Source organism: Pseudomonas sp. NFACC32-1 (assembly GCF_900101215.1).
Taxonomy (GTDB): Bacteria; Pseudomonadota; Gammaproteobacteria; order Pseudomonadales; family Pseudomonadaceae; genus Aquipseudomonas.
Map to the genome: position 1 here is coordinate 140,317 of NZ_FMUL01000011.1, position 19,991 is coordinate 160,307.

A 19,991-nucleotide genomic window follows, 5' to 3' on the forward strand; every position below is an offset into this window, starting at 1 on the left:
ACGAATAATCTTGATACCAGTGCAGGTTGCATCGAAAACCGCCTCGCAATGCGCATGTACTCCAGTACACTGCGACGCAGGTCCAACACGAGGATGCCAGCCGATGAAGCCCGCCCCCCAAGATGACGCCCCGCACTTCTGGCGTGACGCGGCGCTGCCTTTCATCGAAGCCCGGGCCATCGCCGACGGACGCAAGGTCTGTTATTCGCGTCATTCCCACGATCATTTCTCCATCGGGGCGATTACCGCCGGGTGCAGCACCTATCTTCACGAACAGTCGGCCTTGCGGGTGGAAAGCGGCACGGTGGTGCTGATGAACCCCGGCGACGTCCATGCCTGCAACCCGATCGACGATCAACCCTGGTCCTATGTGATGCTCTACGTCGATACCCAGTGGCTGAGGGACTTGCAACAGCGTATCGGCTTTGACCAAACCACGGATTTCCAGGGTTTCGCCACCACCCATAGCCGCGATGCCGAGCTGTTCGCCGCTTTGCAGGCGCTGTATGGGCTGCTGGTGGATGAACGGATCGACATCCGGCACAAACAGGCCGCCGCCGAGGCGTTCTTCACCGACCTGCAACAGCGCCTCAACCCGGCGGGTCGTCCGGACCGGGGCAGCCATCCGGGCCTGATGCGGGCGGCGCAATTCATCCACGATCACTGCACCGAAGCCCTGAGACTGGAAGACATCTGCAGCGCCGCGCAGCTTTCGCCGTCCTACCTGAGCCGGGCCTTCAAGCGCCATTACGGGATGACGCCCCATGCATTCCTGGTCAATCGCCGGATCCAGTTCGCCCGCCGCCAACTGCGCGAAGGCCGGCTGATCGCCGATGTGGCGCTGGACAGCGGGTTCGCCGACCAGGCGCATTTCCAGCGAGCCTTCAAGCAGCACCTGGCGGCGACACCCGGCCAGTATCGCGGCTGACGGCCAGGCCGGTTCAAGGCAGCAGCAGGTACACCGCGCTGGCCACCAGCAGCGCCGCCATCGACCGATTGAACAGACGCATGGCGGCCGGGTTGCCCAGCCAGGCCCGCAGGAAACTGCCGGCATAGGCCCAGCAACCCACCGAAACGTAGCAGATCACCAGGTAGATGGCTGCGAACTGCCACACCAGCCGCGCTTCGCCATCGGCCACGAAGGCACCCATGCCCGCCACGCAGGCCAGCCAGGCCTTGGGATTGAGCCATTGCATCAACGCGCCATGGAACATCGAGGGCGCACGCCCCTCCTGCGCTGCGCCGAGCTCTCCATCATCCATCGCCAGCTTCCAGGCCATGAACAATAGAAATCCCACGCCCCCCAGCTGCACCACCCGCGTAAGGCCGGGCCAGCGCTGCAACACTTCGTGCAATCCCAGGCCCATCAGCACCAGCAGCAACACGAACCCCAGGGTGGCACCGGCCACATGGCGCAAGGTGGCCCGGAACCCATAACGGGCCCCGGAACTGAGGGCCACGATATTGACCGGCCCCGGCGTAATGGAAGCCACCAGGGCAAAAGCCGCCATGGAAATAATCAGATTCATCGCATACCTTCTTCACGTCTGTGGGGTGGCGACCAGGGTAAATGCCGTGCTGGGCGGGGTATTGAACAAAACTGCCCAAGTGCGACGCGGCCAGCCGCCAGCCTTGGAACAGGCCCATCACTGTTGATTTTTTACGCAAACTTTACGCCGAACCTCTACGGAGAAATCGATACTCGGCGGCTCACTCAACCGGGCGCGCGCCATGTCTTTTGCGGTACTGCGGTTCATTGGTTTCATCCTCGGCATTTTCCTGATCACCCTGGCCGCCAGCATGGCGATCCCGCTCCTGACGCTGATGTGGTATGAGCGAAACGATGACCTGTCGGCCTTCCTGTGGTCGAGCCTGATCACCTTTGTCTGCGGCATTGCCCTGGTGGCCCGTGGCCGCCCGGCCCATACGCAGATACGCCCCAGGGACATGTACCTGCTCACCACCGCCAGTTGGGTCGTTGTCTGCGCGTTCGCCGCCCTGCCCATGGTGCTCATCCAGCACATCAGCTACACCGACGCCTTTTTCGAGACGATGTCGGGCATCACGACCACTGGCTCGACCATCCTGACCGGCCTCGACAATGCGTCCCCGGGCCTGCTGGTCTGGCGTTCGATGCTGCACTGGCTCGGCGGAATCGGCTTTATCGGCATGGCCGTGGCGATCCTGCCGCTGCTGCGGGTCGGCGGCATGCGTCTGTTCCAGACCGAGTCGTCGGACTGGTCGGAAAAAGTCACGCCGCGCTCCCACGTCGCGGCGAACTACATCCTGTGGATCTACACCGGATTGACTGCCCTGGCGGCCCTGGCCTTGTGGGGAGCCGGCATGACGCCCTTCGAAGCGATCAATCATGCGATGTCGCTGATTTCCACGGGCGGGTTTTCCACCTCGGATTCGTCCCTGGCTCATTGGCCTCAACCGGCCGTCCATTGGGTCTCGGTCGTCGTGATGATGGCCGGCTCCTTGCCCTTTACCCTCTACGTGGCCACGTTGCGCGGCCACAGGCGAGCATTGCTCAAGGACCAGCAAGTCAGGGGATTCGTCGGTTTTCTGGTCATTACCTGGCTGCTGGTCGGCACCTGGCTGAGCCTGAACAGCGATCATTCGTGGTGGAATGCGGTGCGTATCGTGGCGGTCAATGTGACTTCGGTGGTCACCACCACAGGCGTTGCGCTGGGCGACTACACCCTCTGGGGCAGTTTTGCCCTGTTGCTGTTCTTCTACCTGACCTTCGTCGGCGGTTGTTCGGGCTCAACGGCCGGCGGGTTGAAGATCTTTCGCTTCCAGGTGGCCGGGGCCTTGCTGATGGGCAGCCTGAAACAGCTGATCCACCCACGGGCGGTGATCCAGAAAAAGTACAACGACCATCCCATCGACGAAGAGATCGTCCGCTCGCTGCTGACCTTCTCGTTTTTCTTCACCATCACCATCGGTGGCATCGCCCTGGGCCTGGCGCTGATCGGCCTGGACTGGACAACGGCCTTGACCGGCGCAGCCACTGCCGTGTGCAACGTGGGACCGGGACTGGGGCCGATCATCGGGCCGGTGGGCAATTTCTCGACGTTGCCGGACGCGGCCAAATGGCTCTTGACCCTGGGCATGCTGCTGGGCCGACTGGAGATCCTGACCGTCCTGGTACTGTTCACGCCCGTGTTCTGGAAGTACTGAACGCTTCGTTTGCTGCTGGGTAACCGACCAATAAAAAGCCGCGACACCTCGATAGAAGCGCCGCGGCTTTTCATTGGCGATCAGCGATCGTTCTTGATCGAAGAGCTGGTCGCGTTGGTCAGGCCTTTGGTGTTGTGGGTGCCAGGGGTGGTGGCGGAGATTGCCGAGGCCTTGGTCAGGCCACGGGTGTCACGATCCTGCGCGACGCTCGAGGTCACCGAAGCGTGTGTCTTGCCGGCACGGTCGGTGCGGGTGGTACCGGTGTGATTGCCGCTCAGGCCATGGTCACGGGTACGGGTGGCCTTGCCGGCATGGTCGCTGCTCAAGCCGAAACCATGGCCGCTGGAGTCGCCGGACTTGCCATTGCCCTTGCCGCCGGCATGGCCGCCGCCATTGCCGGCCCCATTGCCTCCTCCGTTGCCGCCGCCATTACCTCCTCCGTTACCGCCGCCACCGCCACCACCATTGCCGCCACCTGCGGCATAACTGGCGCCAATGGGCGACAGATCCGCTGGCAGCAAGGCCGAAGCACCCAGCATCAGGGTGCAGACCGCAACGGCGATAAGGGATTTGTTATGTTTGGACATGATGTCTCCGAAAGACAAAATCAACGGTTGAGCCTTTAAGACTCAAAGGTTCATTTTTTGTTCGCGCAAATCCGACCGGCGACCGGAAATTCACTGTCGATTTTTCGGTGGAGCCGACCCGGGCGCGGATCTATGCTCAGCCCCATGAACCGACAAGACTCGCTGCTCCCACCCCACGCCGAGATGGTCCGCGCCATGCTCGAACGAGACACCGCCTACGAGGGGGTGTTCTTCACGGCCGTCAAGACCACCGGCATTTTCTGTCGCCCCGCTTGCACGGCGCGCAAGCCGAAGCCGGAGAACGTGGAATTCTTCGCCCATGCCGACGAAGCCATGTCCGCCGGCTACCGCGCCTGCCTGCGCTGCAAGCCGCTGGACGCCGCCGCCATCGCACCGGACTGGATCCAGGGCCTGCTCAAGGCCGTGGACGCCGAACCCGACCTGCGCTGGACCGACGCCCTGCTGTTGGAGCGTGGCATCGAGCCGCTGAAGCTCCGGCGCTGGTTCAAGCAGCATTTCGGCATGACCTTCCACGGCTACCTGCGCACCCGACGCCTGGGCATGGCGCTGGGAGGCATAAAGGAGGGAGCCTCCATCGACAATGCCGCGTTCGATTCAGGCTACGAGTCCCTGAGCGGATTTCGCGATGCCTTCGTCAAGTCTTTCCACATCACACCAGGTCGCGCCGCCCTCAGCGAACCGCTGCTGTTCACCCGCCTGACCACGCCATTGGGTCCCATGCTGGCCATGGCCGAACGACGCGGCCTGGTGCTGCTGGAATTTCTCGACCGCCCGGCCCTGACCCGGGAAATCGAAGAGCTGCAACAGCGCTACGGCTATACCGTCGCGCCGGGGCACAACCCGCACCTGCGGCAGATCGAAACCGAACTGGCCGACTATTTCGCCGGCAAGCTCACCACCTTCACTGTCACACTGCACATGCCCGGCAGTGCTTTCGCTGTACGGGTCTGGGCCGCGTTGCAAGACATCCCCTATGGCGAAACCCGCAGCTATGGCACCATCGCCGCCCGGCTCGGCAGCCCTGGCGCCAGCCGCGCCGTAGGCCTGGCGAACGGACAGAATCGCCTGGCCATCGTCATTCCCTGCCATCGGGTGATCGGTGCGGACGGCTCGCTGACCGGCTATGGTGGCGGGCAGCCACGCAAGGCCTTTCTGCTGCGGCTGGAACAAGCCGCGGTACAGGTCTCGTTGCCCCTGGCCTTCTGATCAGCCCGAACAGTGAACAGCCGATGCCCGTGCCCTACCACGAAGCCAGCGCCTTTCTGGCAAACCTCGACGAAGACTGGCGACAGCACGTCGAAACGGTGGGCCCCTGCCTGCTGCAACCCAAGCCGGCTCGCGATCCTTACGAGGCGCTGATGCGAGCCATCGCCTACCAGCAGCTGCACGCCAAGGCCGGCGATGCCATTCTCGGCCGGTTGCTGGCCCTGTTTCCGACGCAGGCCTTCCCTCGTCCCGAACAGATCCTGGCCACCGACTTCGAACGGCTGCGGGCCTGCGGTTTTTCCGCCGGCAAGATCGCCACCCTCCAGGGCATCGCCCAAGCGGCGCTGGACGGCGTGGTACCGGATTACCCGACGGCATTGGCCATGGACGATGAAAACCTGATCGAGCGCCTGGTCACGCTGCGCGGCGTCGGCCGCTGGACCGTGGAGATGCTGCTGATCTACAGCCTGGAGCGGCCGGACATCCTGCCAGCCGACGACTTTGGCGTTCGCGAGGGGTATCGGCGGATGAAAGGACTGGAGCGACAACCCGGTCGTCGGCAGATGATCGACATCGGCCTGGCCTGGAGCCCGTATCGGACCGTGGCGGCATGGTACTTGTGGCGAGTGCCCGGCCGCGGGAGCGCCTGATGCTTTTTTCCCACCCCGTCCGCTCACGCCCGGGACTGCCGGCCACTGCAAAGGGAGGCCTGCTGGCGAAAGCGTTCGAACGTCCAGCCTCGATCGGCTGTCAAAAACCCCGACGTCTCAAGCCAGCCGACGGAGGTCCCCATGCAGCTCGAAGGTTCCTGCCACTGCGGCGCGGTGTCATTCAGCCTGACCTGCGCCCACCCCTACCCTTACCAGCGCTGCTATTGCTCGATCTGCCGCAAGACCCAGGGCGGCGGTGGCTTTGCCATCAACCTGGGCGGCGACGCGCAAAGTCTCAAGGTGCGTGGCCGCCAGCACATCACGATCTACCATGCACGACTCAAGGAAGAAGGCGACAAGCGCGCCCACCGCAGCAGTGCCGAACGGCATTTCTGCTCCCTGTGCGGCTCGGGGCTGTGGTTGTTCAGCCCCGAATGGCCGGAACTGATCCATCCCTTCGCCTCGGCCATCGACACCCCGCTGCCGGTCCCGCCGGAGCACACTCATCTGATGCTGGGGTCCAGGGCGCCTTGGGTGGAAGTCGAAGCGCATCCGGGCGACCAGCGGTTCGATGTCTACCCCGAGGAATCGATTGCCCAGTGGCATGAACGCCTGGGCCTGACCGATGGCTGATGGTGTGCAGGGGCTGCGTCTATAGCGTCGGCACACCACTGTGGAAGCGCAATTCCACGTCCGGCGATTCGATCAGTTCCCGCTCCGCCTCACGCACCCTGTCGATCACCCGGGCAACGTCATCGGCATCACCGTACTGGTAGGCCAGCTTCAGGTAGCCCTGGAAATGCCGGGCCTCGCTTTTCAGCAGGCCGAAATAGAACTTGCCCAGTTCCTCGTCCAGATGCGGAACCAGGGCCTCGAAACGCTCGCAGCTGCGGGCTTCGATGAAGGCACCGACCACCAGGGTGTCCACCAGCTTGACCGGCTCGTGGCTGCGCACCACCTTGCGCAGCCCCGAGGCATAGCGCCCGGCGGAGAGCTGGCGCAGGCCGACCTTGCGCTTCTTCATCAGGCGCATGACCTGCTCGTGGTGCACCAACTCTTCCCGGGCCAGGCGCGACATCATGTTGATCAGGTCGACATGGGAATGGTACTTGGCGATCAGGCTCAGGGCGGTACTGGCGGCCTTGAACTCACAATTCTTGTGATCGATCAGCAAGGTTTCCTGATCCGCCAGCGCGGCCTGGACCCAGGCATCGGGCGTGCGGCAGCCGAGGAATTCATGAATGTCGGGAAGGGTCATGGGGCTCACGGAAAAAAGGTAGACGAGCAAAGGGCGCCGATTATACCGGCCTGCTCCCAGACCACCAGCCATTGCCGTTGATATGCATCAAGTCCACGACTGACCGGCAACAACTATAGTTGAGCAACACCCTGCCTTTTCATTGCTGGAGACGCCGATCATGCAAGCCATTCGCAGCATTCTGGTGGTCATCGACCCCGAACACTCGGAAAGCCTGGCGCTCAAGCGCGCCAAGCTGATCGCCGGAGTGACCCAGGCCCACCTGCATTTGTTGGTCTGCGATAAAAAGCATGACCACGGCGGCATGCTCAGCGTGCTCAAGGCCGGCCTGGCAGCCGATGGCTACAGCGTCACCACGGAACAGGCCTGGAACGAGAGCCTTCACGAGACCATCATCGATGTGCAACAGGCCGAAGGTTGCGGCCTGGTCATCAAGCAGCACTTTGCCGACAGCCCGCTGAAAAAAGCCCTGCTCACCCCGGCGGACTGGAAACTGCTGCGCCACTGCCCGACCCCGGTACTGCTGGTGAAAACCGCAGGTTCCTGGAAGGACAGAGTGATCCTGGCCGCCGTCGACGTGGGCAATGCCGACGAGGAACATCGGCACCTGCACAACACCATCATCGATCATGGCTATGACATTGCACTCCTGGCCAAGGCGCACCTTCACGTGATCAGCGCCCATCCCACCCCGATGCTGTCGTCCGCCGACCCGACGTTCCAGCTCAAGGAAACCATCGAAGCCCGTTATCGCGAACAATGCCGGGCATTCCAGGCCGAATTCGATATCGACGATCAGCACCTGCACATCGAAGAGGGCCCGGCGGACGTCCTGATCCCTTACATGGCACGCCGGCTCGAAGCGGCCGTGACGGTGATCGGCACCGTGGCGCGCTCGGGATTGTCAGGGGTCCTGATCGGCAACACCGCCGAAGCGGTGCTCGACACGCTGGAAAGCGATGTGCTGGTGCTCAAGCCCCAGGAGGTGGAGGATCACCTGGTGGAGCTGGCGGTCAAGGAATGAATAGCTGTGGTGAGGGGATTTATCCCCTCGCCACAGCTCCCTGGCCAAATGCTTTTTTTCACAAATGGGGTATCAACCGCCCATTGCATCCTTGAGAAAACCCGGCGCGATGTAGCGCTGGTAGTGGGCTTCGGACAGCAGGAAGAATTCCCGATCGATGGCATCGCGCAAGTCGGGCAGTTCCCAGTCGCGAAACTCCGGCAACAGCACCATGCCGTAGGCTTCCAGGTTGTTGATCACCCGCGCGCCCCGGGCGATCAGTTGATAAGCCCAGCAGTACTCCGACTGCTGCGGCACGAAGCGGATCTGCCGTGTCACCAGTTGCTGGCGCAGCAGCTCCGGGTCGAAGACCTCCAGCTTGGCCACCATCACTTGCACCAGCAGCTTTTCCAACCGCAGCCACACCGCCCGTTTCTCATCCTCGTTATAGCCGTTCCAGTGGATCACTTCATGGTGGAACCGCTTGCAGCCACGGCACACCAGGTCACCATAGACAGTGGAGCAGAGGCCGACGCAGGGGGTCTTGATGAGCTGGTTGGGCATAGGACACGCACACGCAAAAGCAGGACAGGCCGGCATGTTAGCCCTTTGTCTAAGATTGATCACCCCTTCAAACTTGCTGGCCCAACTTACCTTTAATCTTTTTTTCCCGTAGAATCAGCCAGCCTTTTAAGGCGCCAAATGTCCGTTAGAAGCTGTTTTCAAAGCGTCACGAGCACAGTCGTTCCTTCAGAACGGTGTTGGCGGAGGGTCTTTCCAGCGGGGAAAGCCCGACGCCAACCCTCATCAGCTCCCCGTTCTGCAGGCGTAAAACTTTGAAAGCAGCTTCTGTGAGGAACCCCGGTAACGCTGGCGTGGTGGCTCAAAAAGCCTCCTAGGCTTTGTACGAAAAGTCGCCGAGCGGCGATCAGGCAAGGCGAAAACAGGCGAGGAAACGCAGTTGACTGGTTGTCAATGAGCATTCCGGGCCTGTTTTCAAAGCAGCATGATCGTCGCGCAGGCACTTTTCGTACAAAGCCTGAAGCGCATGGATACCGCGGGTTTCTGGATGAGCGTCCCGGACACCCATTTGGGACCACTGATGAGGGTAATACTGTGCTTGAAGCCTACCGCAAACATATCGAAGAGCGCGCAGCACTGGGTATCGTTCCCCAGCCGCTTAACGCCGAACAAACCGCAGGCCTGGTCGAGCTGCTGAAGAATCCCCCGGCTGGCGAAGAAGCTTTCCTCGTTGACCTGATCACCAATCGCGTTCCACCAGGAGTCGACGAAGCCGCCTACGTCAAGGCCGGCTTCCTGTCCGCCCTGGCCAAGGGCCAGGCCCAATCCCCCCTGCTGGACAAGAAGCGTGCCGTCGAACTGCTCGGCACCATGCAGGGTGGCTACAACATCGTGACCCTGGTAGAGCTGCTGGACGACGCCGAACTGGCCCCGGTAGCCGCCGAAGAGCTCAAGCACACCCTGCTGATGTTCGACGCCTTCCACGACGTGGCTGAAAAAGCCCGCAATGGCAACGTCCACGCCAAGGCCGTCCTGCAATCCTGGGCCGACGGCGAGTGGTTCAAGAAGCGTCCCGTACTGGCCGACAAGATCAGCCTGCGGGTCTTCAAGGTCACCGGCGAGACCAACACCGACGACCTGTCCCCTGCCCCTGATGCCTGGTCCCGCCCGGACATCCCGCTGCACGCCCTGGCCATGCTGAAAATGGCCCGCGACGGCATCGTGCCCGACGAGCAAGGCAAGACCGGCCCGATGAAGCAGATCGAGGAAATGCGCAACGGCGGCTTCCCGATCGCCTACGTTGGCGACGTGGTCGGTACCGGTTCGTCGCGTAAGTCGGCGACCAACTCGGTCCTGTGGTTCTTCGGCGACGATATCCCGTACGTGCCGAACAAGCGTGCCGGCGGTTTCTGCTTCGGCAGCAAGATCGCCCCGATCTTCTACAACACCATGGAAGACGCCGGCGCCCTGCCGATCGAATTCGACGTGTCCAACATGAACATGGGCGACGTGATCGACCTGTACCCTCATGCTGGCAAGGTCTGCAAGCACGGCACCGATGAAGTCCTGACCACCTTCGAAATGAAGACTCCGGTCCTGCTGGACGAAGTCCGCGCCGGTGGCCGCATCCCGCTGATCATCGGCCGCGGCCTGACCGAGAAGGCCCGCGCCGAACTCGGCCTGCCACCTTCGGACCTGTTCAAGAAGCCTGAAGCACCGGCCGAAAGCACCAAGGGCTACACCCTGGCGCAGAAAATGGTCGGCAAGGCCTGCGGCGTGAAGGGCGTTCGCCCTGGCACCTACTGCGAGCCGAAGATGACCACCGTCGGTTCCCAGGACACCACTGGCCCGATGACCCGTGACGAGCTCAAAGACCTGGCTTGCCTGGGCTTCTCCGCCGACCTGGTCATGCAGTCGTTCTGCCACACCGCGGCCTATCCAAAGCCGATCGACGTCACCACCCACCACACCCTGCCTGACTTCATCATGACCCGTGGCGGCGTGTCCCTGCGTCCAGGCGACGGCATCATCCACAGCTGGCTGAACCGCATGCTGCTGCCGGACACCGTCGGCACCGGTGGCGACTCCCACACCCGCTTCCCGATCGGCATCTCCTTCCCGGCCGGTTCCGGCCTGGTAGCCTTCGCTGCCGCCACCGGCGTCATGCCGCTGGACATGCCGGAGTCGATCCTGGTTCGCTTCAAGGGCAAGCTGCAGCCAGGCGTCACCCTGCGTGACCTGGTTCATGCCATCCCTTACTACGCGATCCAGAAAGGCCTGCTGACCGTCGAGAAGAAAGGCAAGAAGAACGCCTTCTCCGGCCGTATCCTGGAGATCGAAGGCCTGGAAACCCTGACCGTCGAGCAAGCCTTCGAACTGTCCGACGCTTCGGCAGAACGTTCGGCAGCCGGTTGCACCATCAAGCTGTCCAAGGAATCCATCGCCGAATACCTGAAGTCGAACATCACCCTGCTGCGCTGGATGATCGGCGAAGGCTACGGCGATGCCCGCACCCTGGAGCGTCGTGCCCAGGCGATGGAAGCCTGGCTGGCCAACCCGGAACTGCTGGAAGCCGACAAGGACGCCGAGTACGCCGAAGTCATCGAGATCGACCTGGCCGAGATCAAGGAGCCTGTGCTCTGCGCGCCGAACGACCCGGACGACGCCCGCCTGCTCTCCAGCGTCGCTGGCGAGAAGATCGACGAAGTCTTCATCGGTTCGTGCATGACCAACATCGGCCACTTCCGCGCGGCCGGCAAGCTGCTGGATCAGGTCAAGGGCCAGCTGCCGACCCGTCTGTGGCTGTCGCCGCCGACCAAGATGGACGCTCACCAGCTCACCGAGGAAGGCTACTACGGCATCTACGGCAAGGCCGGTGCACGCATGGAAATGCCAGGCTGCTCGCTGTGCATGGGTAACCAGGCACGCGTCGAGCCGAACTCCACCGTGGTGTCCACCTCGACCCGTAACTTCCCGAACCGTCTGGGTGACGGCGCGAATGTCTACCTGGCTTCGGCCGAGCTGGCATCCGTGGCATCCATCCTGGGTCGCCTGCCGACCGTCGAGGAGTACATGGAATACGCCGGCAAGATCGACAGCATGGCGGCGGACGTATACCGCTACCTGAGCTTCGACCAGATCGCCGAGTTCCGTGAAGCGGCTGCAAACGCCAACATCCCGGTCGTTCAAGCCTAAGGCTTCAACGCTCGACTAAAACGCCGCCCTTCTTGCGAGGGGCGGCGTTTTTTTATGCCTGTAATTTCGATGCAACCTGAACTGACGCCATCGCGAGCAGGCTCGCTCCCACAGGGAATCCAGTCAGGATGTCAGGGAATAGACCAGCGCGGTAATTGCCACGCCCCCTACCAGCGTCACGAACACATTGGACGCCTGACCGCGGTAACGGGCCATGGCCGGGACCTTTTGGATGGCGTACATCGGCATCAGGAACAGGATCGCCGCAATTACCGGGCCGCCCAGGGTTTCGATCATGCCCAGGATGCTCGGGTTGAGCGTGGCGACGATCCAGCACACCACCAGCATGAACATCGCCGTCAGGCGATCCAGGGTCTTGGGCGCCGGACGGCGGCCGCTCTTGACGATCAGGCCCTTGAGCCCCTCGCTGGCACCGATGTAATGCCCCAGGAACGATTTGGAAATCGCCACGAACGCGATCAACGGCGCGGCGAAGGCAATGGTCCGATTGCTGAAGTGATTGGCCAGGTACGACAGGATCGACAGATTCTGCGCCTTGGCTTCGGCCAGTTGCGCCGGCGACAAGGTCAGCACGCAACTGAATACAAAGAACAGCACCATCACCACCATCAGCACATGGGCGCGAGACAGGATCTGCGAGCTGCGCGCCTGGGCGTTCACACCGTAGCGACGCTTCTGGTCCACCGCAAACGCCGAGATGATCGGCGAGTGGTTGAACGAGAACACCATCACCGGGATCGCCAGCCAAAGCGTGTGCAGCAAAGCCGACGGCTCGGGCAATGTGGACGCCGTGGTCAGGATGCCACCGTTCCAGTGGGGAATCAGGAACACTGCCAAAAACAGCAACGCAACGATGAAGGGATAGACCATCAGGCTCATGGCCTTGACGATGGCCTGCTCGCCACACCGCACCACCGCCAGCAGGCCCAGGATCAACACCAGGGACAACACCGCCCGCGGCGGCGGCTGGATGTGCAGTTGGTGCTCCAGGAAACTGCCCACCGTATTGGTCAGCGCCACACTGTAGATCAGCAGGATCGGGAAGATCGCAAAGAAGTACAGCAAGGTGATCAGCGCGCCCGCCTTGATCCCGAAGTGCTCTTCCACCACCTCGGTGATATCCGCGCCGTCTCGACCGGACAACACGAAACGGGTCAGGCCCCGGTGCGCATAGAACGTCATGGGGAACGCCAGCAATGCCAGGATCAGCAGTGGCCAGAAACCGCCCAGTCCGGCATTGATGGGGAGGAACAGAGTGCCTGCTCCGATGGCGGTGCCAAACAGGCCCAGCATCCAGGTGGTGTCGTGGCGACTCCATTGACTGAGGGTGGCTGGGGCTGTCGCTTCAAAGCGCTCTTCGACGCTATTGGCCTGATCATTCATCCGGTCGGATCTCCGCTGTCCGGTCACGTGCACCCGGCCAGGACGAGTCGGAAAAGCCCGACAGGCAGCGCCCTGGCCGAAACAGGGGCGCGATTGTCCGGGATTAGCGAGCAGAAGCAAAGACTTAGCTGAGGAGCGGTGGTGCGGATCAGCACATGGGTTGTGGGTAATGCCCGTGAGCAGGCTGGCGGCCCTATCGCCGCATTGCGCCAGCTCCTACACTCAGGACAGATTGAAACGATTCCAGAGCACCATGAGCCATACTGCACAAAACCCCGTCGCCGCAGGCTCGCCCACACTTTTTTCTCAGTCCGATTGCCCACAGGAGCACAGCATGCCCGCAACCGTCCTGGTACTGGTTGAAACCGTCAATGAATACCTGCCGATTCTCGAGCGCCAGGGCTATCACCTGGAACTGGCGCCGACGCCTGCCGAACGCAGGGCGGCGATCTTCGAGCATGGCGAGCGGTTCAACGCGGTGCTGACGCGCGGTCCCCTGGGCCTGACGGCGCAGGAGATTGCCGCACTGCCCAACCTGCAGATCATTTGCGTGATCGGCGCCGGCTACGAGCAGGTGGACCTGCAGGCCGCCCGGGAGCGCGGCATCATGGTAACCAATGGTGCCGGGGTCAACGCCTCGTCGGTGGCCGACCATGCCATGGCGCTGCTGCTGGCGCTGGTGCGCGATATTCCTCGCGCCGACGCCTGCGTGCGCCGGGGCGAATGGGCGAAGGTCATGCGCCCCTCCCTGGCCGGCAAACGGCTGGGGGTGCTGGGCCTCGGCGCGGTAGGGATGGCGATCGCCAAGCGGGGCGCCCTCGGTTTCGACATGAGCGTCAGCTACCACAGCCGCCGGGTGCGCAACGACGTGCCCTACGCCTACTGCGCCACGCCTACGGAACTGGCCAGGGTTTCGGATTTCCTGGTGGTCGCCACACCCGGTGGCCTCGACACCCGGCAGTTGATCAACAAACAGGCCCTCGATGCCCTGGGGCCCAACGGTTTCCTGGTGAACATCGCCCGGGCCAGCGTGGTCTCGACCGCCGACCTGATCAGCGCCCTGGAACATCGACGCATCGCCGGAGCGGCCCTGGACGTGTTCGACCACGAGCCTGAAGTGCCTGACGCCTTGAAGCACCTGCCCAACGTCGTCCTGACGCCCCATGTCGCCGGCCTTTCACCGGAGGCGACCCGGGGCACGGTGGAACTGGTGGGCCAGAACCTGAACGCATTCTTCGCCGGCAAGCCGGTACTGACGCCGGTGCCGTTGCCCGAGCCGCTACTTTAGAGCACTCCCAGCAGGGTCCACACCCGCCGGGACTCGGCATCGGCGCTGATCAATTCCCCCAACAGCTCGCTCAGCGGCTTGTTGCCCCATTCCACGCCGCGCCGGATCAGGTATGGCACCGGGCTGTGGGGCTCGGTACGCGCCAGGTAGGCGGCGATGACCAGCAATTGTCGATAGGCTTCCTCGCGGCTGGCCGGTTCCTGGAAAGCCTGGAGCACAGGGCTTTGCGCATCGGACGTCGACGGCGCAAGCGTCGGCGGCGCCTGCACCGGTACCGTGGAGGGTTGTTGTGGATGCATCGCAATGAACTCCTCTACCAGTGCCAGCAGGGCCTGGATCACGTCCTGCAAGGATTTGTAGCCCGGCGCCAGTGAGCCCAGGTAAGTATCGCTCCAGGCTTCGAGCCGCTGCAGGTGTTGCAGGCTCAACATCAGGGTGCCCTGGCGATGCAACCAGAACGACAACGGCGTGCTGCGAATCAACTCACTGAGTTTCTTCTGGTCGCCGCGGGCGGCTTCCGCCGATGCCTTGGCGTTCTTGCTGTCGTTGACCTGCACTTGCTGGCGCTGCAGGCGTTGCCAGTCATCCAGGCAGAAGCGGTCGAAGGACGGGTCCCGGCCATCGAACAAGGCCACCCGGGTCAACAGCACCTCGCCATAACGACGAGCCAACCACTCCAGCGGAATCACCCGCCATGACTGGTCGCCCTCATCGGCCATGGGGTGCAGTTGCTCGGGATACCGCTCGCACAGGCCCGCCACCAGGGCCAGGCTGCCCGGCAGGCCGTCCAGCCCGCTCAGGTGCAGCCAGGCCTCCCCCAGCCAGGCGCTGATCATCAAGTCCTTGCTGCGCTCGAGCAGCAGCGCCGTGGCGAGTCTTTCCAGCTCCGGCCAGTGGGCGCGCTTGACCGAGGCTTGCCAGACGCCAGTGGGCAGGCTGGTGTCGTCCTCACGGCGCAACTCCCGCAGTTGGTCGTATTCCGCTTCGTAGCGCAGGTCCTGGCCGCAAGGCGATTCGGCGCCAATGGGCTCGAGCAAGCGAGCGATCAGATCAGGCAGAGGGGATATCGGTACGCTCACAGGCCCTCCTCACGGGTGGCGACGGCGGGGCTCGACGAGGTCGCCATGAAAGGTGAACGGGGTGCCCGGGTCGGCGGTGGCACAATCGACAGGGGCAGCTTCGACCCCTGGCTCATCAACGACAGGCGCAGGAACATCAGGGTCTGCTGTGTGGTGCGGGCCTGGGTCTGGAGCTGGGCGGTCACCGGCAACTGCAGGGTCAGCGGGAAATCGGTGTAATCGACGTTCGGCTGGCGCTGGGCCGACACCTGCGCACGCATCAGGCGCAGCAACGACCACGGCCCCTGGTATTCCCAACCGGCTTCCAGGTCGCGTACCACCAGGTTGGGCTGCAACGGGTCATTGGCCGGCCGCTGGTAACCGTTGCGGGCCCAGCGCAGGGTCAGCCGCACGGGTTGCCCGACCATCCAGCGCAGGTTCTGCTGGGGTTCGCCGGGGTAGCCGATCTGCTGGTTGCCAGTGTTCAGCCCCCAGGCGATCACCTGGTCGGCACCGCGCTCTTCGTCGCGATCGGTGCGCCAGCGTACATCCATCTCCACACCGAGGATCCCGCTCTTGTCCCGCACGAACAGCGGTCCCAACCAGGTCCCGGCCTGTTTCAGCCGGTTGAGGAAATCCTCCGCGGCCAGCCGCTCCGGCGTCTGGCTCAGCGCCAACCCGGCCTGGGCCAGGGGCAGGCGCGTGTCGATCAGCTCCAGCAAACGCTGCACCCTCGCCGGATCGGCGTCACTGGCCCGCGCGTCCTGGGAAAACGGAAAACGCTCGGCCAGGTACTGGTTGAAGTAATCGGCCACATCGTTCCAGGCGGCCGCCGCCTGGCTTTGCTGCAGATACAGGCAGCGCTGCAGGGCGCTCTGCTGCAACGCCACGGCACGCCGGGCCAGGTCGCCACGCCCGCCGGACAGTTGGGTGGTCTGCAGGATCTGCCCGCAGGACGCCGTATCCATTTCGATGAAATCCCGGCTCACCAATTGAGTCAGTTGCGCCGCCGAACTGGCCGGATTCTGGTTCTTGTATTTGAGCAACTCGTCGTTCATCGCCATGAAGCGCGACACCTGGTCATGCTCCGAGGCCGACAGGTTGTCCTGCTGGACAATCAGCCATTCCAGGGCCGGCATGCGTTGCTCGGCAATCTGCAGCATGGCGTCGAACTGCTGGTTCAGGCTCAGCTTCAGCCCTTGCGGATCGCTGGCACCATACAGTTGCAGGCCGAAGTTCTTCGAGCCGTCCCAGCGCTGGATATCGGCCCGCTGGCTGAACAGCGGCTGGGCATCGATTTCCTGCAGGCCGCTGTTGATCTGGGCCAATGCACGGCGATTGAGCAGGCGCTGGAAACGCACCGCCAGGTCGCCACGATTGACGTCCATGAAGGCTTTCTGCAGTGCGACGGCCTGGGAAGCCTGCACGTTGAAGCCCATGCCCGGCCATTGCTCGTCGCTCTCATCCAGGCTCAGCCACATGGCCCGCGCCGCCGCGCCTTCGGCGGCCTGGATCAGCGCGTCGCGGTACGCCGGCGGAATGCGTGGCAGCTCGTCATTGGCGTAGCTCTTGTAGCTGGCGAAGTAGTTCAGGGCCACGCTGAAGTCGTCGCTGCCGCTGCCCATACCATCGGCGGTGCCGACGGACGGGGCCTTCTGCAAGGCCAGGGCGACGAAGTCACGCTTGAACAGGGCCTGCACCGCGTCGTCCAGGGCCGTGACATGTTCTTGCAGCACCAGCAGGCCGCTGCCCTGCTGGACCAGCAGGTTGTCCCGGGACCCGCTCTGCACGATCCACTGGTCGCGAAAGCTCTGCTGCAACTTCGCCGCCTGGCTTTGCAGATCCTGTTCCAACTGCGGCCCAAGCAGCGCGCTGTGGCTGACCTTGTCCATCAACTGGCTGTAGCCCGGCACCAGGTCCTGGCCCTTGCCCCGGCTCCAGGCCGCATTGGTCAGGCTGACCAGGGTCTGCAGGTCATCGATCAGCGCCATCAGGTCTTCCAGCTCGCTCAACGAGTTGCCACCGCCCGCCTCCAGCCGTTGCAGGTGCAGCTTGAGGTAACCGGCCTGGCGCACGAAGTTGTCGGCGAGAAAATAATGATCGAGCCAGCGTTGCATCAGGCCGGTGAAATTGTCGGAGACCACCGGGCGCGCGGCGTTCAGGTCCAGGCCCTTGAGGTCGGAGTTCTGTGCATCGAACAGCACCCGGTTGTAGAACCGCGCCCGGCCCAGGGTGCCAGGGTTGAGGTTCAACGACAGGGCGTTGTTGCTCAGTTGCACCAACTCGTCCAGCGGCGCCTTGGGGTTACTGATGACCTGGTTGAACAACTGGTTGTGCTGTTCGAGGCGGACCGCGCGCTCCACCAGGTCCCTGGCCTTCACATAGCTCTGCCACTGGGCCGGGTCATCGCTCTGCACGTTGCCGCGACGCTCGGTGTTGCGGATGGACTTGAGTTTCTCCAGGTCCGATACCAGCAGGTCACGCAACGGCAGGATCCAGTGGTGCCGCGCGGTCTGGCGCAGACCCTGTTCCAGTTGCGTGTCCACGGAGGAAAACCACGAGGTGGGAAAGACCACCGAGACGAAGCGCCAGCGCGGGGCTGTTTCCAGCACGTTCCAGTAGTTCAGTACATTGAACCGGGTCGGCTCCAGTTGCGGTTCGTCAGGATCGACCACCATGTGGTTCTTGTGGGCGCGCAACACCAACTGCGACAAGCCCTCGGCTTGCTCCACCGAATCGTGCCAGACCCAGAGCATGCCCCCCAACCAGACCAGCCCGACCACCAGCGCGACCGCGCCGGCCAGCCGATGCCAGCGCTGGCGCAAGCGCAGCAGCCGCGGCACCGGCTGGGCCAGGCCGCGCTCAGCCACCAGCCGGCGGGTCCACAGCTGCCGGGCGAACACCGTTTGCCGCAAGACCTTGTCGTCGGCAGGAAAGCCGTCCCCGATGGCAGCCGGTGCCTGGCTGGCGGTGAAATACACGCCGCGAAAGCGTGGGGCTTCACCCTGGACATTGCCCTGGAACACCGTCTCCAACAGCACCTGCAAGGCCCGGCGCAAGCCTTCGAAGCGCTCCGGCAGAGCATACAGGTCGCCACTCAACTGCCCCGACAGGGCGCCGATTTCAATGATCGACTGCGACAACGCGGCATGGACCTGATCCAGGGCCTGGTCGCTCCAGTGCGACTGCCACGCCGCCTCCGGCGAGTACGGCGAGGACCAGCCCACTATCGATTCACGGGCGTCGCCCGGCAGCGCGCTGACCAATTCCTGGAAGCCGGGCATTTCTTCCATGCCGGTGATCACCACATACACCGGAAGGCTCAGGCCGAAGCGCTGCAACAGGTCGATGAAACCTCGCCGGACCTTGAGGCTCAGCTCGGTGGTGTGCTCGATATCGTCGAGCTTGTCGAACGGCACCGTCCAGATCACCGCGTCCAGCGGGCGCCGACTGCGCAAGCGCAGGATCAGTCCCAGCAAACGCCACCAGTTGCCCCGTTGCCGGTTCATGCCTTCGTCGGGCAGGAACAGCGCCTGGGGCACCACCAGCACCGCGCCTTCGGCATCCGACCACCAACGCCCGAACCACGCCACCCTGTCCGTCGGTTGCAAGCGCCACTGGCTGCACAACCGGGCTGCATCGGTTTCGTTGCCCAGCATCATCAGCCAGGGCATCTGGTAGCGGTCGCGGGTGCCTTGCTCCTGCTCCATGTGGCGCACCGAGCCATAGAAGCTGCGGATGGCGGCTCCGCCCTGGGTCCGCAGCCACCAGACCAGCGCCGCGACCAGCACCACCAGGACAATGGCCAGCAACACCAGCGCGACGATGCTCAGGGGGCTCATGAATCCTGCTCCTGGACCACCGACTCGTTCAGTTGCAGCACCGGTTCGAGCTCCGAACGGATGTCACGCCAGAACACCTGCCCCAGCCCGGTCAGCAGCAGGACCATCGCCAGGATCGCCAGCCCCAGGCGAAAGCCGTCCGGCAACGATGTCTGCGCCGGCATGCGCATCGGTGGCGCCGCCGCGGACATCGCCAGGCGTTCGCTGACCTCCTCGTAGTCCGCATCGTACTGCCAGGCAAACGCGAAGAGTGCCAGGCGCCATTTTTCATGCTGGACCTGACCGGGTTCGCCACGCAGGCGCCCCTGGAAACCGAGGATCAGGCATTGCAGGTAGACATTCGCCAGGTCCCGGGTACCGGGCATCTGCTCGTCCAGCAGCTTCTTGATGGCCGAAGGCAAACGCTCGCCGGCCTGGCGGCTGGAATACATGCGCGATTCCAACGGATGCTGTTGCCAGGCGAGCTGCCCCGGCCAGGGGCTGAACAGCAGGGTTTCGTCCACCAGTGCGACGAAGGCATAGACCAGCGCCTTGACCTGCTCGGTGGCGGAGTCACCGACGCTGGCGAAGGCCGTCCGCCACAGGCGCTGGGCACTGCGTCCGGAAAACTCCACCACACGACTGACCAGGGCCGCGGAGTCGCTGTCCTTGGGCAGGTCCTGCCATTGCTGGGACCATTTCAGCCAGGCCTGCCGGAAAGCGCTGCTCAGCGGCGCCTCATGCAGACTCCGAACCGCCCCGCCACTTCCGTCAGGCATACCACTCCCCTTC

Annotated in this window: 16 protein-coding genes; 8 read left to right on the forward strand and 8 right to left on the reverse strand. The window is 63.5% G+C overall.

Annotation, left to right across the window (positions count from 1 at the left end; all coding sequences use genetic code 11):
* The first annotated feature begins 103 nt into the window (after nt 1–103).
* The gene (locus BLP99_RS17635) at nt 104–928 is read left to right on the forward strand and encodes a helix-turn-helix transcriptional regulator (protein ID WP_072458998.1); all 825 of its coding nucleotides are present in this window, start codon (nt 104–106) and stop codon (nt 926–928) included.
* A 13-nt stretch (nt 929–941) separates the two neighbouring features.
* Here BLP99_RS17635 and BLP99_RS17640 read toward each other — a convergent pair whose 3' ends face one another.
* Nucleotides 942–1,529 (reverse strand): LysE family translocator, encoded by a 588-nt coding sequence (locus BLP99_RS17640; RefSeq protein ID WP_072396404.1) that lies wholly within the window; start codon nt 1,527–1,529, stop codon nt 942–944.
* Nucleotides 1,530–1,731: 202 nt separating this feature from the next.
* On the opposite strand from BLP99_RS17640, the gene BLP99_RS17645 reads away from it, so the two are divergent.
* Nucleotides 1,732–3,186, forward strand: a complete 1,455-nt coding sequence (locus BLP99_RS17645) for a TrkH family potassium uptake protein (RefSeq protein WP_092181233.1) — start codon at nt 1,732–1,734, stop codon at nt 3,184–3,186.
* Between the two features lie 80 nt (nt 3,187–3,266).
* Here BLP99_RS17645 and BLP99_RS26430 read toward each other — a convergent pair whose 3' ends face one another.
* Entirely contained in the window at nt 3,267–3,773 is a 507-nt protein-coding gene (locus tag BLP99_RS26430) for a hypothetical protein (protein WP_072431480.1), read from the reverse strand.
* 144 nt (nt 3,774–3,917) lie between these two features.
* Here BLP99_RS26430 and BLP99_RS17655 point away from each other — a divergent pair, with 144 nt between their 5' ends.
* The 3 genes from BLP99_RS17655 (at nt 3,918) to BLP99_RS17665 (ending at nt 6,283) form a co-directional block, all read left to right on the forward strand.
* Nucleotides 3,918–5,000 carry a bifunctional transcriptional activator/DNA repair enzyme AdaA gene (locus BLP99_RS17655; RefSeq protein WP_072396397.1) on the forward strand — a complete coding sequence of 361 codons (1,083 nt, stop codon included), beginning with the start codon at nt 3,918–3,920 and terminating at the stop codon, nt 4,998–5,000.
* 23 nt (nt 5,001–5,023) lie between these two features.
* A complete protein-coding gene (locus BLP99_RS17660; protein WP_072396395.1) occupies nt 5,024–5,650 on the forward strand; it encodes a DNA-3-methyladenine glycosylase family protein in 627 nt (208 codons plus the stop codon).
* Nucleotides 5,651–5,791: 141 nt separating this feature from the next.
* Nucleotides 5,792–6,283, forward strand: coding sequence for a GFA family protein (locus tag BLP99_RS17665; protein WP_072396393.1), 492 nt, complete (start codon nt 5,792–5,794; stop codon nt 6,281–6,283).
* Nucleotides 6,284–6,302: 19 nt separating this feature from the next.
* On the opposite strand, the gene BLP99_RS17670 is transcribed toward BLP99_RS17665, so the two are convergent.
* A complete protein-coding gene (locus BLP99_RS17670; protein ID WP_072396382.1) occupies nt 6,303–6,908 on the reverse strand; it encodes a MiaE family protein in 606 nt (201 codons plus the stop codon).
* 160 nt (nt 6,909–7,068) lie between these two features.
* Between BLP99_RS17670 and BLP99_RS17675 the strand changes: the two genes are divergently transcribed.
* Nucleotides 7,069–7,932: a universal stress protein gene (locus BLP99_RS17675; RefSeq protein ID WP_072396371.1), complete on the forward strand. Its 864-nt coding sequence runs from the start codon at nt 7,069–7,071 to the stop codon at nt 7,930–7,932.
* Nucleotides 7,933–8,004: 72 nt separating this feature from the next.
* Here BLP99_RS17675 and BLP99_RS17680 read toward each other — a convergent pair whose 3' ends face one another.
* Nucleotides 8,005–8,475, reverse strand: a complete 471-nt coding sequence (locus tag BLP99_RS17680) for a DUF1289 domain-containing protein (protein ID WP_072396369.1) — start codon at nt 8,473–8,475, stop codon at nt 8,005–8,007.
* A gap of 552 nt (nt 8,476–9,027) precedes the next feature.
* On the opposite strand from BLP99_RS17680, the gene acnB reads away from it, so the two are divergent.
* Nucleotides 9,028–11,628: a bifunctional aconitate hydratase 2/2-methylisocitrate dehydratase gene (gene acnB / locus BLP99_RS17685; RefSeq protein ID WP_072396367.1), complete on the forward strand. Its 2,601-nt coding sequence runs from the start codon at nt 9,028–9,030 to the stop codon at nt 11,626–11,628.
* Between the two features lie 123 nt (nt 11,629–11,751).
* Here the strand turns inward: acnB and BLP99_RS17690 are convergent, their stop codons facing one another.
* Nucleotides 11,752–13,032 carry a serine/threonine transporter gene (locus tag BLP99_RS17690; RefSeq protein WP_092181236.1) on the reverse strand — a complete coding sequence of 427 codons (1,281 nt, stop codon included), beginning with the start codon at nt 13,030–13,032 and terminating at the stop codon, nt 11,752–11,754.
* Between the two features lie 334 nt (nt 13,033–13,366).
* Between BLP99_RS17690 and BLP99_RS17695 the strand changes: the two genes are divergently transcribed.
* The gene (locus tag BLP99_RS17695) at nt 13,367–14,320 is read left to right on the forward strand and encodes a 2-hydroxyacid dehydrogenase (RefSeq protein WP_092181238.1); all 954 of its coding nucleotides are present in this window, start codon (nt 13,367–13,369) and stop codon (nt 14,318–14,320) included.
* Here the strand turns inward: BLP99_RS17695 and tssA are convergent.
* Genes tssA through BLP99_RS17710 form a run of 3 tightly spaced genes read right to left on the reverse strand, consistent with a single transcriptional unit; the run spans nt 14,317 to nt 19,978 of the window.
* On the reverse strand, nt 14,317–15,399 hold the full coding sequence (gene tssA, locus BLP99_RS17700; protein WP_092181241.1) for a type VI secretion system protein TssA: 1,083 nt from the start codon (nt 15,397–15,399) through the stop codon (nt 14,317–14,319). The two genes, BLP99_RS17695 and tssA, sit on opposite strands and share 4 nt — an antisense overlap.
* Complete coding sequence (locus BLP99_RS17705) at nt 15,396–19,220, reverse strand: type VI secretion system protein (protein WP_092181244.1); 3,825 nt, start codon at nt 19,218–19,220, stop codon at nt 15,396–15,398. Before BLP99_RS17705 ends, tssA begins: the two co-directional genes overlap by 4 nt.
* Nucleotides 19,217–19,978 (reverse strand): DotU family type IV/VI secretion system protein, encoded by a 762-nt coding sequence (locus tag BLP99_RS17710; RefSeq protein ID WP_072396357.1) that lies wholly within the window; start codon nt 19,976–19,978, stop codon nt 19,217–19,219. The genes BLP99_RS17705 and BLP99_RS17710 overlap by 4 nt, the downstream gene beginning before the upstream one ends.
* Nucleotides 19,979–19,991: the final 13 nt, after the last annotated feature.

Bases quoted from the DNA above. Each gene is read 5' to 3' on its own strand.
- BLP99_RS17635 (WP_072458998.1), top strand. From the start codon at position 104: ATGAAGCCCGCCCCCCAAGATGACGCCCCGCACTTCTGGCGTGACGCG.
- BLP99_RS17640 (WP_072396404.1), bottom strand. From the start codon at position 1,529: ATGAATCTGATTATTTCCATGGCGGCTTTTGCCCTGGTGGCTTCCATT.
- BLP99_RS17645 (WP_092181233.1), top strand. From the start codon at position 1,732: ATGTCTTTTGCGGTACTGCGGTTCATTGGTTTCATCCTCGGCATTTTC.
- BLP99_RS26430 (WP_072431480.1), bottom strand. From the start codon at position 3,773: ATGTCCAAACATAACAAATCCCTTATCGCCGTTGCGGTCTGCACCCTG.
- BLP99_RS17655 (WP_072396397.1), top strand. From the start codon at position 3,918: ATGAACCGACAAGACTCGCTGCTCCCACCCCACGCCGAGATGGTCCGC.
- BLP99_RS17660 (WP_072396395.1), top strand. From the start codon at position 5,024: ATGCCCGTGCCCTACCACGAAGCCAGCGCCTTTCTGGCAAACCTCGAC.
- BLP99_RS17665 (WP_072396393.1), top strand. From the start codon at position 5,792: ATGCAGCTCGAAGGTTCCTGCCACTGCGGCGCGGTGTCATTCAGCCTG.
- BLP99_RS17670 (WP_072396382.1), bottom strand. From the start codon at position 6,908: ATGACCCTTCCCGACATTCATGAATTCCTCGGCTGCCGCACGCCCGAT.
- BLP99_RS17675 (WP_072396371.1), top strand. From the start codon at position 7,069: ATGCAAGCCATTCGCAGCATTCTGGTGGTCATCGACCCCGAACACTCG.
- BLP99_RS17680 (WP_072396369.1), bottom strand. From the start codon at position 8,475: ATGCCCAACCAGCTCATCAAGACCCCCTGCGTCGGCCTCTGCTCCACT.
- BLP99_RS17690 (WP_092181236.1), bottom strand. From the start codon at position 13,032: ATGAATGATCAGGCCAATAGCGTCGAAGAGCGCTTTGAAGCGACAGCC.
- BLP99_RS17695 (WP_092181238.1), top strand. From the start codon at position 13,367: ATGCCCGCAACCGTCCTGGTACTGGTTGAAACCGTCAATGAATACCTG.
- BLP99_RS17705 (WP_092181244.1), bottom strand. From the start codon at position 19,220: ATGAGCCCCCTGAGCATCGTCGCGCTGGTGTTGCTGGCCATTGTCCTG.
- BLP99_RS17710 (WP_072396357.1), bottom strand. From the start codon at position 19,978: ATGCCTGACGGAAGTGGCGGGGCGGTTCGGAGTCTGCATGAGGCGCCG.